This is a genomic window from Janthinobacterium sp. SUN211 (assembly GCF_030587315.1).
In the GTDB taxonomy this organism is placed as follows: Bacteria; Pseudomonadota; Gammaproteobacteria; order Burkholderiales; family Burkholderiaceae_D; genus Janthinobacterium; species Janthinobacterium kumbetense.
The window spans coordinates 338,028-351,343 of record NZ_JAPWIC010000003.1 but is presented as its reverse complement, the minus strand read 5'-3'; the positions used below and the strand labels follow the sequence as shown (position 1 = coordinate 351,343).

At 66.9% G+C, this 13,316-nt stretch carries 15 protein-coding genes and 1 tRNA gene; 5 read left to right on the top strand and 11 right to left on the bottom strand.

What is annotated here, in order from left to right; genetic code table 11:
- Nucleotides 1-116: 116 nt before the first annotated feature.
- From O3301_RS12835 to O3301_RS12825, 3 genes are all read left to right on the top strand, one after another.
- Nucleotides 117-629 (top strand): ClpXP protease specificity-enhancing factor, encoded by a 513-nt coding sequence (locus O3301_RS12835; protein ID WP_099665815.1) that lies wholly within the window; start codon nt 117-119, stop codon nt 627-629.
- Between the two features lie 26 nt (nt 630-655).
- Nucleotides 656-731, top strand: a tRNA-Thr gene (locus tag O3301_RS12830).
- 219 nt (nt 732-950) lie between these two features.
- Entirely contained in the window at nt 951-1,157 is a 207-nt protein-coding gene (locus tag O3301_RS12825; RefSeq protein ID WP_305056555.1) for a dodecin, read from the top strand.
- A gap of 40 nt (nt 1,158-1,197) precedes the next feature.
- On the opposite strand, the gene O3301_RS12820 is transcribed toward O3301_RS12825, so the two are convergent.
- A complete protein-coding gene (locus O3301_RS12820; RefSeq protein ID WP_305056554.1) occupies nt 1,198-1,509 on the bottom strand; it encodes a hypothetical protein in 312 nt (103 codons plus the stop codon).
- Nucleotides 1,510-1,671: 162 nt separating this feature from the next.
- Here O3301_RS12820 and O3301_RS12815 point away from each other — a divergent pair, with 162 nt between their 5' ends.
- The gene (locus O3301_RS12815; protein ID WP_099665817.1) at nt 1,672-2,046 is read left to right on the top strand and encodes a hypothetical protein; all 375 of its coding nucleotides are present in this window, start codon (nt 1,672-1,674) and stop codon (nt 2,044-2,046) included.
- 211 nt (nt 2,047-2,257) lie between these two features.
- Nucleotides 2,258-3,262: a PEP-CTERM sorting domain-containing protein gene (locus O3301_RS12810; protein WP_305056553.1), complete on the top strand. Its 1,005-nt coding sequence runs from the start codon at nt 2,258-2,260 to the stop codon at nt 3,260-3,262.
- Nucleotides 3,263-3,315: 53 nt separating this feature from the next.
- Here O3301_RS12810 and O3301_RS12805 read toward each other — a convergent pair whose 3' ends face one another.
- From O3301_RS12805 to O3301_RS12760, 10 genes are all read right to left on the bottom strand, one after another.
- Entirely contained in the window at nt 3,316-4,392 is a 1,077-nt protein-coding gene (locus O3301_RS12805) for a LytR C-terminal domain-containing protein (RefSeq protein ID WP_305056552.1), read from the bottom strand.
- 11 nt (nt 4,393-4,403) lie between these two features.
- Entirely contained in the window at nt 4,404-5,342 is a 939-nt protein-coding gene (locus tag O3301_RS12800) for a type II secretion system F family protein (protein ID WP_251349463.1), read from the bottom strand.
- A 119-nt stretch (nt 5,343-5,461) separates the two neighbouring features.
- The gene (locus O3301_RS12795) at nt 5,462-6,439 is read right to left on the bottom strand and encodes a type II secretion system F family protein (protein WP_305056551.1); all 978 of its coding nucleotides are present in this window, start codon (nt 6,437-6,439) and stop codon (nt 5,462-5,464) included.
- A 12-nt stretch (nt 6,440-6,451) separates the two neighbouring features.
- Nucleotides 6,452-7,798 (bottom strand): CpaF family protein, encoded by a 1,347-nt coding sequence (locus O3301_RS12790; protein WP_099668285.1) that lies wholly within the window; start codon nt 7,796-7,798, stop codon nt 6,452-6,454.
- A 50-nt stretch (nt 7,799-7,848) separates the two neighbouring features.
- Entirely contained in the window at nt 7,849-9,018 is a 1,170-nt protein-coding gene (locus tag O3301_RS12785) for an AAA family ATPase (RefSeq protein ID WP_077398652.1), read from the bottom strand.
- Between the two features lie 52 nt (nt 9,019-9,070).
- Nucleotides 9,071-9,679, bottom strand: a complete 609-nt coding sequence (locus O3301_RS12780; protein WP_305056550.1) for a TadE/TadG family type IV pilus assembly protein — start codon at nt 9,677-9,679, stop codon at nt 9,071-9,073.
- Nucleotides 9,669-10,151, bottom strand: a complete 483-nt coding sequence (locus O3301_RS12775; protein WP_305056549.1) for a TadE/TadG family type IV pilus assembly protein — start codon at nt 10,149-10,151, stop codon at nt 9,669-9,671. Before O3301_RS12775 ends, O3301_RS12780 begins: the two co-directional genes overlap by 11 nt.
- Complete coding sequence (locus O3301_RS12770) at nt 10,148-11,575, bottom strand: pilus assembly protein TadG-related protein (RefSeq protein WP_305056548.1); 1,428 nt, start codon at nt 11,573-11,575, stop codon at nt 10,148-10,150. Before O3301_RS12770 ends, O3301_RS12775 begins: the two co-directional genes overlap by 4 nt.
- On the bottom strand, nt 11,565-11,867 hold the full coding sequence (locus tag O3301_RS12765; RefSeq protein WP_305056547.1) for a hypothetical protein: 303 nt from the start codon (nt 11,865-11,867) through the stop codon (nt 11,565-11,567). Before O3301_RS12765 ends, O3301_RS12770 begins: the two co-directional genes overlap by 11 nt.
- Before the next feature lie 16 nt (nt 11,868-11,883).
- Complete coding sequence (locus tag O3301_RS12760; protein ID WP_289918547.1) at nt 11,884-13,314, bottom strand: type II and III secretion system protein family protein; 1,431 nt, start codon at nt 13,312-13,314, stop codon at nt 11,884-11,886.
- Nucleotides 13,315-13,316: the final 2 nt, after the last annotated feature.

Below are 13,316 nucleotides of genomic sequence, written 5' to 3'. Positions count from 1 at the left end.
TGCCGGGATATCTTGGGGCATATGTTAAAGTTGCTTTTTGCGCTGTCCCAGTCTTTTGAACTACCGGTGCGCCCGCCTCATGCTGACGGGGGCGCTCCCGCCTCACCGTGCCTACCATGTCTGAAATCTCAACCAAACCTTATATGCTGCGCGCCATCTACGAGTGGTGCACCGACAGCGGCTACACGCCTTATCTCGCGGTCAAAGTCGATTCGCGCACCACGGTACCGATGGAATACGTGAAAAAGGGCGAAATCGTGCTCAACATCAGCTTCGGCGCCACCAGCGGCCTGAAGATGGACAACGACGCCATCCGCTTCCACGCCCGCTTTGGCGGCGTCTCGCGCGAAATCTACGTGCCGGTCGACAACGTGATGGCCATCTACGCCAACGAAAACGGCCAGGGCATGGCCTTCGAGCCCGTGCTGGGCAACGATGATCCGGACGCGCAACCGACGGACAGCCCGGCCTCCGCCGACGTCCCGCCGCCCGTGCTCGCCCCCGCCGCCAGCGGTCCCACCCTGTCGTCCGTGCCGACCAGCTCCCCCGAACAACGCGACAGCGCCACGCCCGGCGACGACGAGCCACCAAAAAAAGGCGGCCGTCCGACCCTGACACGCATTAAATAGCGTATAATTCGCAACGCGCAGTTTTTGCCGACTTAGCTCATTTGGTAGAGCAGTTGATTTGTAATCATCAGGTGGCCAGTTCGAAACCGGCAGTCGGCACCAGAATTCGGCAGTAAATCAAAGGGTTACCCGCTTCGGCTGGTAGCCCTTTTTTCTTTTCCCACGCCTGCGGAAGCCATCCGGAACACTGGCACGCATCGTCATCCAGGCTGACGCATTGCTGCACCGCGCCATGACGTCCGGCACATTTAGGCGCAAGATGAGCACGTGCTTGCGCAAAGCAGGCTCCCGATGTCTGGCTTGCCTACCTGGGGAAATATCATGTCCGCACATACTTACAAGCTGATCGAACTGGTCGGCACGTCGACCGAGAGCAGCGATCAGGCGATACGCGATGCCATTGCCAAGGCAGCGCTGACGGTCAAGCACATGGACTGGTATGATGTGACCGATTCGCGCGGCCATATCGTCGATGGCAAGGTGGCGCACTTCCAGGTCACGCTCAAGGTCGGCTTCCGGCTCGAATAAGGGGATCGAGTAAAGGGATCGAGTAAAGCGAGCGGTGCGCTCAGCGCCGCCCGGCCGCTACCCGGCTCTCCAGCCACTCACGGCCGCCGGCCTCCAGCGCGGTCTCGATGACCTTGTCCGGCAAGCTGTAGACGGTCGCCCAGCTGGCGCGGCCATCCTGCGTGTTGGCTGGAAAACTGTGCGTTTCGATCGGCCAGTGATATTTGCGTTTCAAGGCCTTGACGATGGCGGCCAGCGAGACGCGGCCTTGCAGGGGTTCGGCGCCGGACTGGTCGCGGTTCGACAGCAGCACGGCCAGGACCTGGCCGCGGCCCGTGCGCGCGCCGGGGAAGGTGGGGGTTTTGTTTGCCATGGCCTATTTTACCGGGCAATGATCGGACGAGAGGCGATGTGCCGCACCTTTGATACGGCGCAAGCGCCGCAGCGGCGTTGCGTCCACGATGGGCATTTCGCCAGGCGTGCCGGCGCCCCTCCGGCAGCCTGGGCCTATCATCATGGGGCACAGGAGCCTATCATGCACAGCCTGAACATCCACGCCATGCAATGGCAACCCGTCGCCGATATTTCCGCCGTCAATCCGCTGCTGCCCGACGATCTCGCCTGCTTTCGCGAGCTGCGCGACGTGCTGCAACGCTACGGCGCGCTCGACCGCTTCGGCATTTCCCTGATCCACCGCCATTTCGACATCGCCGACGACGAAGAGCTGATGGAATACACGGATGCGGAAGCACGCATCTTGACGGTCAAACCTGTCAAGAAAAGCGACATCGACTGGAATCACACGACGATTACCAACTGGAAATTGACGGAAGGCGAGGAAGTGGCGCGCATCGGTTGCGGCTGCGCACGCAATTCGGGCGGCCACCTGGGCTATCACCGGGGCACCTGAGGCTGGCCGACGGCGCCCGCCAAGCGGCGTCGGCCTTTCTTACACTTCACTTCATCCAGCTCAGTCCGCTTTGTGCAAGCACTTGATTTCTTGTGATATTTTTGTGTGGCACGCAAGCTGCTTATCCCTGTCTACGAGATGAATCCAGGCAAGTCATTCTGGATTCTTTGTCCCCCGGATTTTCCGAGACTGACCACGACAAGAGGCTGCGATGAACGTTGATCACACACGAAGCAAGACCCTGGGCTGGCTGGGCGCACTGGCGGCGGCGAGCCTGCTGGCCAGCGGCCAGGCACAGGCCGGCGCGTACGGCCTGGCCGTCAATGAGTTGAACAATTTCCGCATCACCACCAGCGCCGGCGCGCTGTCGCTGGCCGGCGCCAACCGCAATGCCAGCGACAGCGCTTTTTTCGAAGGCGGCGTGGCCGTCAATCCGCGCGCCGTCAATACGGGCCCGGCCGCCAACGCCGACGTGCCGCAAGTGTGCTCGGGCGGCGGCTGCAGCGGCTTGCCGCAAAACCACTACGCCCCCAGCCCCAGTTCCACCCTGGAATTTGCCCGCGGCGATGCGCATGCCTTCGGCAACATGCTCAATGGCGGCGCCAGCGTGAGCGCCGTGGCGGAAGCACAGCGCAACACGATCGGCGCCGCCACGGCCACGGCCGGCGACACGCTGACCGGCTCCGTCAACCTGACCCTGTCGAGCGCCGGCTTCATCACCTTCAGCTTCATGGGACGGCGCGACCTGCGCACCAGCGTGACGACCATGGGCGACAAGTCGAACGTGTCGATCATGGATATCTTCAATATCTCGTGCAACAGTTCCAGCCCCGCCGGCTGCCTGTCGCACGCGAACGCCGATGGCGTGATCTTCCAGTTCGCGCCCGATGGCGATGCCAATAATGGCAGCGACATCAATGGCAACCATGGCGCCGGCAGCCTCGACCCGTTCAGCCTGAACATGACGGCCGGCACCAACGACCCCGCCACGGGGCGCGCCTTCACGAATGGCTTCGCGATGTTTTCCCTGACCTCGAATTTCGCCCTGCCGGCCGGCAGTTACACCCTGAATTTTTCCAAGTCCACGCGCACCGATATCGTCGTCATCGATCCGCCGCTTGCGGTACCGGAGCCGGGCACGCTGTTCCTGCTGGGCATGGGATTGGCGGCCCTGGCTTTTACGCGCCGCCGCCAGCCGCAATCATCCACAGCATGAAAAACACGCGGCGCCCGCCAAGGCGCCGCGTTTTCTGTGCCGCTCAAGACGTGTTAACCGAGCCGCGCCAGCGCCTGGCGCGCCAGCTGCAATTGCTGCAGATAATAGCGGTGCAGCATGGCCGGATCGCTCAAGTCGCGCCCCAGTACCAGGCGCAGCTCGCTGGCGGGGCAGTCGCCGGCCTGGGTTTCTACTGGGGTTTGCACCTGCGTCCCCAACTGACGCGCCAGCTGGCGCGCCGCCTGCTCCTGCGCGGGCCGGTACTCGACGCGCGTGCGCGCCACCTGGAAGCCGGTTTCATTGGCCAGGCGCACCACTTGCACGGGAGCGCCGGCCAGGCTGCGCGCCAAGGCGGCGGCCAGGCCAGGCACGCCGTTGCCATTCACAATTTCCAGGCGCGGGCGGGACGCGGCAGGAGCCGGCATGGACCGCCCGGCCGTGACAGCGGGCATGCTGCGCGCGGCGGCCGGCACGCGCAGCAAGCGGGCCATGCCGTCGCCTTGCGTGATCTCGATGCGGGCCATGGCGGGCGCATCCGGCAGCGGCGCGGCCGCGGGCACGCCCGGCGGCGGCGCCGCGTTGCGCAAGACGGCCATGTCGCTCCGTAAATCGTGTTCCTGCAGGCTCTGCGCCTGGCGCCGCATGACGGCCGCGCGCGCGTGCTGTCCCAGCCGTTCGAGCACTTGCGCCAGGTGCTGCCAGGCCAGCGCATTGAGCGGATCGAGCAGACACGCCTGCTCCAGCGCAGTCAACGCTTGCGCATCGCGCCCGCGCAAATAGTAGGCGCGACCGAGATTGCTGAACAGATACGCCTGTTGCGGCTGCGGCGCACCTGCTTCCTGCGTCAGGGCCAGCCACTGGGCGATCGCCGCATCGTGCTCGCCCCGCTGCGCGTGCAGCACGGCCAGGCCGTTGCGCGCATTCACATGGCGCGGCGCGGCGCGCAAGGCTTGCGCATAGGCCGCTTGCGCGGCCGGCAGGTCGCCCCGCTCGAAATGCTGGCGCCCCGCCGCATAGGCGGCATCGGCATCCGGCCACTGCGGCAACGGCGCGTGGGCCGGCGGCGTGGTACAGGCGGCCAAGCCCAGGCAGGCGCAGGCGGTGGCCAGGCGGGAAATCGTCAAGCGCATGGTAGCTCCTTTCAGCGGTTGGCCATGGCCGGCACGAGCACGCGATAGACTTCGATCACGGCCGGCCCCATGAGTACCAGCATGAGGGTGGGAAAGACGCAAAAGATCAGCGGGAACAGCAGTTTCAAGGCGATCTTCGCGGCAGCCTCCTCGGCCAGCAGGCTGCGCTTGCCACGCAGATTTTCCGAGTGCACGCGCAGCGAGTCGCCCATGCTGGTGCCGAAGCGTTCCGACTGGATCAGCATGGCGACGAGGGTGTCGACATCTTCCACGCCGCTGCGCAAGGCCAGGTTGCGCAGCGCCTTTTCCTTGGAAAAGCCGGCGCGCATTTCCATCAGCACCAGTTGCAATTCCTGCGCCAGCACCACGCTTTTGATGTGGATTTCGCCCGACACCTTCACTAGCGCGCGCTCCAGGCTCAGGCCCGCTTCCACGCACACGGTCAGCAAGTCGAGCGCGTCGGGGATGTTTTCAAAGATGTCGCGCTGGCGCCGCTTGGCCGTGCTGGCCAGCACCAGGTTGGGCAGGTAATAGCCGACGGTGGCGCTGACGCACAGCAGCAGCAATAGCACGCTGCGCAGCTGCGCCGCCATGGCGCTGGCCGCATACAGCCCCAGTACGGTGGGAAACAGCAGGGCCAGCACGGTCTTTGCCGCAAAGTACAGGGCCGGCGCGCTGGCCTGGCGCCAGCCCGCGTTCATGAAGCGCGTGCGCAGCGGCGAGCGCTCCCAGCCCTCTTCCGGCAGCGACAGCTTGCTGAACGGCTGCGCCACGCGCGCCACGCGCTCCACCCAGCCAGTATCGGCCACCGCCTCGCTGGCCGCCGGCGCCATGGCACCGAACAGGCGCTGGCGCAAGGCGCCGGGAAAGAAGATCAGCCACGCCAGCAGGGCCAGCGCCACCACCACGGCGAAGACGATCAACAGGAACAGCAGTTGCGGGCCAGTCATGGCATTTCCTCCGATTGATCGACTGACAAAACGTTCAGGGCTAGGCGTGTCGCCGAAGGCAGTACGACAGTACGACAAGGCGATGCAACAACGCCATGGACTTTTTTTCAGGCGATCTCTTAGATGCGGATGCGGATGACGTTGCGCATCCACACGACGCCCAGCGCCACCATGCCGGCCGCGTACCACAGCAGCTTGATGCCGCTGGGATCCGTCCACAGCAGGCTGATGTATTGCGGGTTGACCAGCGCCATCACGCCGATCATCACCACCGGCATCAGCCCCAGCACCCAGGCCGACATGCGCCCCTCGGCCGACAGCACGCGCACCTGCCCCAGCAGCTTCAGACGGGCGCGGATGATGCGCGCGATGCTGACCAGCACTTCGGCCAGATTGCCGCCCGATTCGCGCTGCACCAGCACGGCGATGACGAGGTAGCGCAAGTCCGTCAGCGGAATGCGCGCGGCCAGGTTTTGCAGCGCCTCGTTCATCGGCACGCCGTAATTGATCTCTTCGTGCGCCATCTTGAATTCGCCGCTGATCGGCTCATTGAGTTCATCGCCCACCATCTGCAGCACGTTCGAAAACGAGTGCCCGGCGCGCAGCGCGCGGGCCAGGAAATCGGCCGCTTCCGGCAATTGCGCCTCGATCTTTTTCAGCCGCGCCGCGCGCGCGCGCAGCACGGCCATGCACGGCCCGCCGCCCGCCACGCCCAGCAGCAGCAAGGCGCCCGGCAGCGGCATGGGCCAGATGGCCAGCCACAGCAGTGCCAGCAGCAGCAAGCCGCCCGCGCCGCCCAGGAACTGCGCCACCGACCAGGACAAGCCCGATTGCAGCAGCAGGTGGTCGAGCTTTGCCGCCTGCGGCAGGCGCCGCAGCCAGCGCTCCAGGCCAGGCGAACGCGCATAGCGGCGCTGCTTGAGGATGGAAACCCGCTCGCCGCCAGCCTCGCCGCGCGCCGCCATCAGCCGCAAGCGCCGGTTGATGCGCCGCGCCGCGCTGCCGTGCGTGCCCGCCCACCACAGCCAGGCGCCTTCCACCATCAGGATGCAGGCGGCGAACAGCAGCACGGCAAAGCCGTAGAAGACCAGGTCCATGATTCCTCCCCCTTACTCATAAATTCGATCCGGGTCGAACACCGTATCGGGCACCGGCGCGCCGAACATGCGCAAGCGTTCCGTGAAACGGGGCCGCACGCCGGTGGCGCAAAAGTGGCCCAGCACCTTGCCTGCGGCATCGACGCCCGTCTGCTCGAAGCGGAAGATTTCATGCATGGCGATGATGTCGCCCTCCATGCCCGTCACTTCCTGCAGGCTGACCAGCTTGCGCGCGCCGTCCGTCAGGCGCGACACTTGCATCACCACTGTCACGGCCGAACAGATCTGCTGGCGCGTGGCGCGCGGCGTCAGGTTCACGCTGGCCATGCCGACCATGTTTTCCAGCCGCGCCAGCGCGTCGCGCGCCGTGTTCGAGTGGATGGTCGCCAGCGAACCCTCATGCCCCGTGTTCATCGCCTGCAGCATGTCGAGCGCCTCGGCGCCGCGCACCTCGCCCAGGATGATGCGGTCGGGCCGCATGCGCAGCGCGTTGCGCACCAGCGCGCGCTGGCTCACTTCTCCCTTGCCCTCGATATTCGGCGGGCGCGTTTCCAGGCGCACCACGTGCGGCTGGCGCAGCGCCAGTTCGGCCGCATCCTCGATGGTGACGATGCGCTCGCTGCCAGGAATGAAGCCGGACAGCACGTTGAGCAAGGTCGTCTTGCCGCTGCCCGTGCCGCCCGAGATCAGGATGTTGACCTTGGCCTGCCCCAGCGCCTGCAGCACCTGCACCATGGGCGGCGTCAGGCTTTTATAGTCGAGCAGATTGGCGATGCTCAAAGGCTGCACGGCAAAGCGCCGGATCGACAGGATCGGGCCATCGACGGCCAGCGGCGGAATGATGGCGTTCACACGCGAGCCGTCCGGCAGGCGCGCGTCGACCATCGGGCTCGATTCGTCGACCCGCCGTCCCACGCGCGAGACGATCTTTTCGATGATCTTCATCAGGTGCGCATTGTCGTGGAAGGTCACGTCCGTCAACTGCAGCCGCCCGCCCCGCTCCACATACACCTTGTCGCAGGTGTTGACGAGGATATCGGACACGCTGGCATCGGCCAGCAACGGTTCCAGCGGGCCGAAGCCCAGCATCTCGTGCTGGATGTCGAGCACCAGGCTATGCCGCTCGTGCTGGTTCAGGACGATGCGCTCTTCCTCGATCACGCGCTGCACCAGCAGCGCCAGCTCGTGCTTGAACTGCTCGGCCGTCAGGCGTTTCAGGCGCTCCAGGTCGATACGGTCGAGTATCGTCTGGTGCATGGTCTTTTTCAGTTCCTGGTAGGCGTGCAGCGCCAGCGCCCCTTGTCCATTCGTGGCGGGGCGCACCGTTTCATTCGCCGCCAGGCGTTCGCGTAAAGTCATCTCGGCTCCCATGATGGCTCCCGGCGGGAGCCTTGACATCCATCCCCGTCCTAAGCCTCGCTGCGGCTGAACAGGCGGTCGAACAGGCCGCGGCTTTCCGTCACGCGGCGCGCCGTCACCAGTTCCACCAGTTCGGCCAGGCTGCGCGCCACGGCGCTGGTGCGCGACAGCTGCAGCAGCGGAATGCCCTGGTTGACGGAATCGGTGGCGGCGATGTAATCGTTGGGCACCGTGTGCACCACTTCCGCGCCCAGCGCCTGCTCCAGGTCCGCCAGGCGCAGGCGCCCGCCCTTTTCATAGCGGTTGACGATCAGGCGCAAGCGCTCGCCCGGATAGCCGAGCGAGCGGAAGATATCGAGCAGGCGGCGCCCGTCGCGGATGTCGGGCAAGGCCAGCTGCAGCACCGGATAGATGGCGTCGGCGTTGTCGAGCGCGCGCAGCGACAGCGCATCGATCTGGCGTCCCACGTCGAGCACGATGTAATCGTAGTGCTGGCGCGCCACGGCCAGGATGCGGTCCATGTGCTCGGGCTGCATGTCGACCTTGTGCGCCGGGTCGTCGGCCGCCGCCAGCACGCCGAAGTTCGGCGTGATGTGCACCAGGCACGAGGCGAGAAAGGCGCCGTCCATGCGCGCGATCTGCGCGCAGATGTCGGACAAGGTCATGGCCGGCTTCTGATCCGAGACATACAGGGTGGCGTCGCCGAACTGGCCGTGCAAGTCGATCAGCAGCACCTTGCAGCCGGCCAGGCTGGCCAGCGCGTAGGAAAAATTCGTCGAGAGGAAAGTGGCGCCGCTGCCGCCCTTGCACGAGATGAAGGCGAGCACTTTACCGTCGCGCATCTGCGTCACGCCGGCCTGGATATCGACCCGGTCCATCGCTTCGTGGAAGGCCTTGTGCACCAGCGGCAGCTGCAGCACTTCGCGCATGCCGGCGCGCATGGCGCGGATCAGCACATCCTGCTGCTGGCCGCGCGTGAGCAGCATCAGCACGGCCAGCGGATACTGGCGCGCCAGGCGCTCGAGCAGGTCGGCTTCGTCGGCATCGATGCCGCTGGCGTCGACGATCACCAGCTCGGGCGCTTCGGGCAGCATGCGCTCGACGGCGTCGCGCAAGCCGCTGCGCCGGTCCAGCAGCCGCAGCACGGGCATGCGGGCCGCGCCTTGCGCCGCGATTTCATCGTGCAGGCTGGCGTCGCGGGTAATCATCAAGGCTTTCATCCCCCCTCCTTCATTCAAGGCATTACATTCGGCTGCGCCGACGCACTGGCGCTCATGGACAAAAGCCGGGATTGTCCGCATAGCCCAGCGACTCGGCCACCGCCATGGTGGTCCCGCTGGGCAAACGTATGGCGCCTGCGCCGGAGGGGAACATCATCCCCAGCAACGGCAGGATGGGCCGGTACGGCACGCGCTCGCAGCGCGCGCCGACGCCGGGCTGGCACAGGCGCGCACGCACGAAGCGGATGCAGCTGGCGCCGTGCGGATCGTCCAGGCAATTGATGCGGTTGCGCTGCGGGCAACCCGGCAGCACCGTCACCGGCAGTGCCGCCAGCGCGGCGCCGCCACCGCTCTCCGACAAGTAATCGATGCGCACATGGGCGTCGCCGAGGCCACCGCCCAGCGGCAGCGTGCCCGGCGTGGCGCGCAGCACGGCGTGCGTGCGCACGGCTTGCAGGGCGCCGGCATCGCTGAAATCGGTGACGGCGGCCGCGCGCGCCGCGCGCCGGGTAATTTCATGCACCATGTTCCACATGTACACGGCGCGCGCCATTTCCAGCATGGCGAACAGGAACAGGAAGAACAGCAGCGCCAGCATGGCGAATTCGACGGCGAAGACGCCGCGCTGGCGCTGCCGGCGGAGGCGCGGGTTAATGGACATAGCGCAACGTCGCGTTGGCCCGCAGCGGGATCGGCGCCAGTTGCGGCAGCCACTTGCGGGTCAGCCCCGGCAGGAAATCGACCGGCATGTCGGCGGTGACCTTGATGCGCACCTGCAGCGGCGCCGTCGCATAGCTGCCGCAGGCGTAGGAATCGTCGGCATACACGCATTCCACGTTGACCCATGCGGGATTGATGCCCGGCCAGCTTTCCGTCATCGCCTCGGCCACCATCTCCCGGGCCAGCGCGGCGCCCTGGTTCGCCGCGTCGAACTTGCCCATCTGCGGCAGCGGCATGGTCGCCATGTAGCGCGCCGCATCGTGCGCGCTTTTTTGCAGGGCCGTGTACACCAGCAGCGCGCGGCCGAACAGCAGCACGAAGGGCAGCAGCGCCATGAAGAACAGCAGGATCAGCGCCAGCTCGATGGCGGCGACGCCGCCCTGGCGGCGCGCAGCGCGGCAAGGCGGCCTCATTGCAGCAGCTCCGCGGGGCCGGCCAGCGCGCCCTCGTCCACCAGTCCGGCAAATTCGGCGCTCAATACGCCATTGCTGGCCGGCGCCGTCATGAAGAAGCGGCCGATGCCGCGCACCCGCGCCAGCACGTCGCTGCCGGCCGGCACGGGGCAAGCCAGCAGGGGAATATGCAGCAGGCGGCGCTGCGCCACGCCCGTGTTGCTGGCCGGCGCCGTCTGGAAGCCCAGCGTCTGGTAGGGCGGCGTGGCTGGGTAGCCGGACTTCGCGGCCGGCGCGGCCGGACTGGCCGGATACAGCCTGGGCCAGTCGCTGGTGGCAAACGGCAGATAGCCGCCGGCCGGCTTCGGGTTGCTGTACCTGGCTGCCCTGGAAAACGACCACAGCGGTCCATAACTGCCGACGGCGGGCGGCGTCGCGTTCGATTCCGGATCGGCCACGGACAGCAGCGGATTGCCCGTGCTCAGGGCGCTCGGCGCGTCGGGCATGTTCATCATCCACCAGCTCGCGGCCGCATTCGGATAGGCGCGGATATTCGTGTCGGGCGGCGCCGTGACGGCATGGCAGCCGCTGCCCGCATGCTGGTTGAAACGCGCGTTGAAGGCCGTCCACAGCGCGGCGGGAAAAGGCCGGTGCACATGCACCTGGGCGCTGCCGATGCGCGGATACAGCACCGTGCCGCTGCAGACAAACGGCAGCACGCTCGCTTCGCCGACCTGCTGCGACGACCCCAGCACGCCCGGCTGGCCCAGCGGATTGAGCACGAAGTGTTCGGCCGCGGGGCCATGCGGATTGAGTTTTAACAGGTTATACGCCACGCCGCGGCGAAAGCCATATTCCAGCAACTCGACGGCCGGCAGCAGCGCCGCATTCGTGCGCGGGCTGGCCGCGCTGGCCGACAGCGCGCAGATGGCCAGCGGCGTCAGATACAAGCTGGTGCGCCCCGCCACGGCCCGCGCGCCCGTCTCCAGGCTGCGCAGCGCCGGCGACCAGGCACCGAGGAACGCCGTCGCCACCCGTCCCAGCGAGGGGGTACTGGCTTGCGTATCGACGCGCACGAACAGCGCCGTGGCGGCGTCGGGCACGGCGCCAGCCGCATGCCAGCCGCTGGCGGGCGCGTCGGGCGCGCTGGCGAAGCGGATGCTGGCGTCCGACAAAGCCGCGCCCTGCATGCGGCGGCGCCATGCGCTGCGGTCGGCCGCACTGCCCTTGGCTTTTTCCACGGCGACGAGCAAGCCCTCGGGCGTGCCCACCAGTTCCGCGGCCGCCGCCATCGCCGCATTGTCGGCCAGGTTCTGCAGTTCCGTCTTGCGGCCGATGACTTGCCCCACATCGAGCGCCAGGCCGACAAAGCCCAGCACCACGATGAGCAGGATGGAAAAGGCGATCAGCATCGCCCCGCGCTGGCCCTGGCGTCTATTTGCCACTGCCGCCTCCCAGCATGAATTGCACCGGCTGCGGCGCCTGGGCATTCGGTTCGGCGAACGAGGCGCGGTAGCGTTGCATGACGGCGTGCGCACTGGGTCCGTCGAGACCATCGGCCGGCGTGCGATTGACGGCAGCGGCCGGATCGCGCACCTGCTGCGCCATGGACAGGCGCACGGCGTCGCCGAAGCGCCGGTCCAGCTGCGGCGTGCTGCCGTGCGCGCAGGCGGCCAGCTGCAAGGCCAGGGCCAGGGCGGCGCAGCGCCGCAGCGACGTCAAGAGCGAGTTCGGCATGGCGTATCTCCCCGTCTCATTTCAACTCGAAACCGTTGGCCGCGCGCGGCGGCGGCACGGACGGCGGCGTGCCTTCCATCTTGCCGCCCAACATCAAGTCCATGCGCGAAGGCGGCGCCAGCTGCGCCGTCGGCAGCACGGCATCGGCCGGCAAGGGTTTGACCAGGTGCGCGGTAATGACGAACAGCAATTCCGTGCGGTCGTGCTGGAAATCCGTGCTGCGGAACAGCGCACCGAGGATGGGCACTTCGCTGAGCCAGGGCACGCCCGTGATGTTGCTCACCTGGTTATTCTTGATCAAGCCGCCGATGGCGTAGCTCTGGCCGTCGTACAGCTGCACCGTGGTCGAGGCGCGCCGCGTGGTGATGACGGGCAAGATCGAACGCCCGCTGACGCCGGCGGCGGAAATGCCCACGCCCTCGCGCGACAGTTCCGACACTTCCGGCGCCACCTTCAAATTGATGCGCCCGCCCGACAGCACGGTGGGCGTAAAGCGCAGGCCGACGCCGTATTCGCGCTCTTCCAGGGTGATCTTGTTGTTGTCCTGGCCGACGGGAATGAAGATCTTGCCGCCGGCCAGAAAACTGCCCTCTTGCCCGCTGATCGCCATCACCGTCGGTTCGGCCAGGATGCGCACCAGGCCATCCTGTTTCTGCGCCTCGATGGTCAGCTGCTGGCGGCCATTCGACTTGCGCACGTCGAGTAAACCATTGGCCGTGCCGCTGAGGAAGTTCGACAGCAAGGTGGTGGCCCAGCTGCCGGACGCGAGGCGCAGGGTGGCGCCCACTTCCAGCCGCTCCAGCAGGGACTTCGACACTTCGGCAATCTGCACGGCCAGCATCACCTGCTGCGGCGCACTGACGTCGAGCATGTTGATGATGCGGCTGTGCGCGCCGCCCGCGCCACTGGCGGGCGCCGTGGCGGCGGGCGGCATGGCGGCGCCATCGGCGGGCTTGGGCAGCGCCAGCGCGACCGTGGCGCGGCGCACGTAGGCGTGCGCCAGCTCGACGGCGCGCAGCACGGCGCCCGCATCTTGCACCGTGCCCGACAGCACCAGGGTGTCGGCCACGGCCGTGACGCGGATGGCTTTTTCTTCCGGCATCAGCGCCGCCAGGGTCGTTTGCAGGCCGGCCGGGTCCATGCTGACGCTGACATTCACCACGCTGCACACGCCGCTGCGGCCCTGGATGATCATATTCGTGCTGCCCACGTCGACGCCGACCACGTACAAGGTGTCGGGCGCGACCAGCATGGCTTGCACCACGGCCGGATTGCCGACGCTGCGCTGCTGCACCGCCTCGGGCAAGCGCAGCATGCTCGACTTGCCCACCTGCAGCTGCAAGTGGCCGGGCGAGGCCGCTTCGCCGCCGCAGCGCGGGCCAGGATCGGCCGCCGCGCCGGCAAGCGGCGACAGCAGGCAGAACAGTATCAGCAGGGCGCGGTTCATGA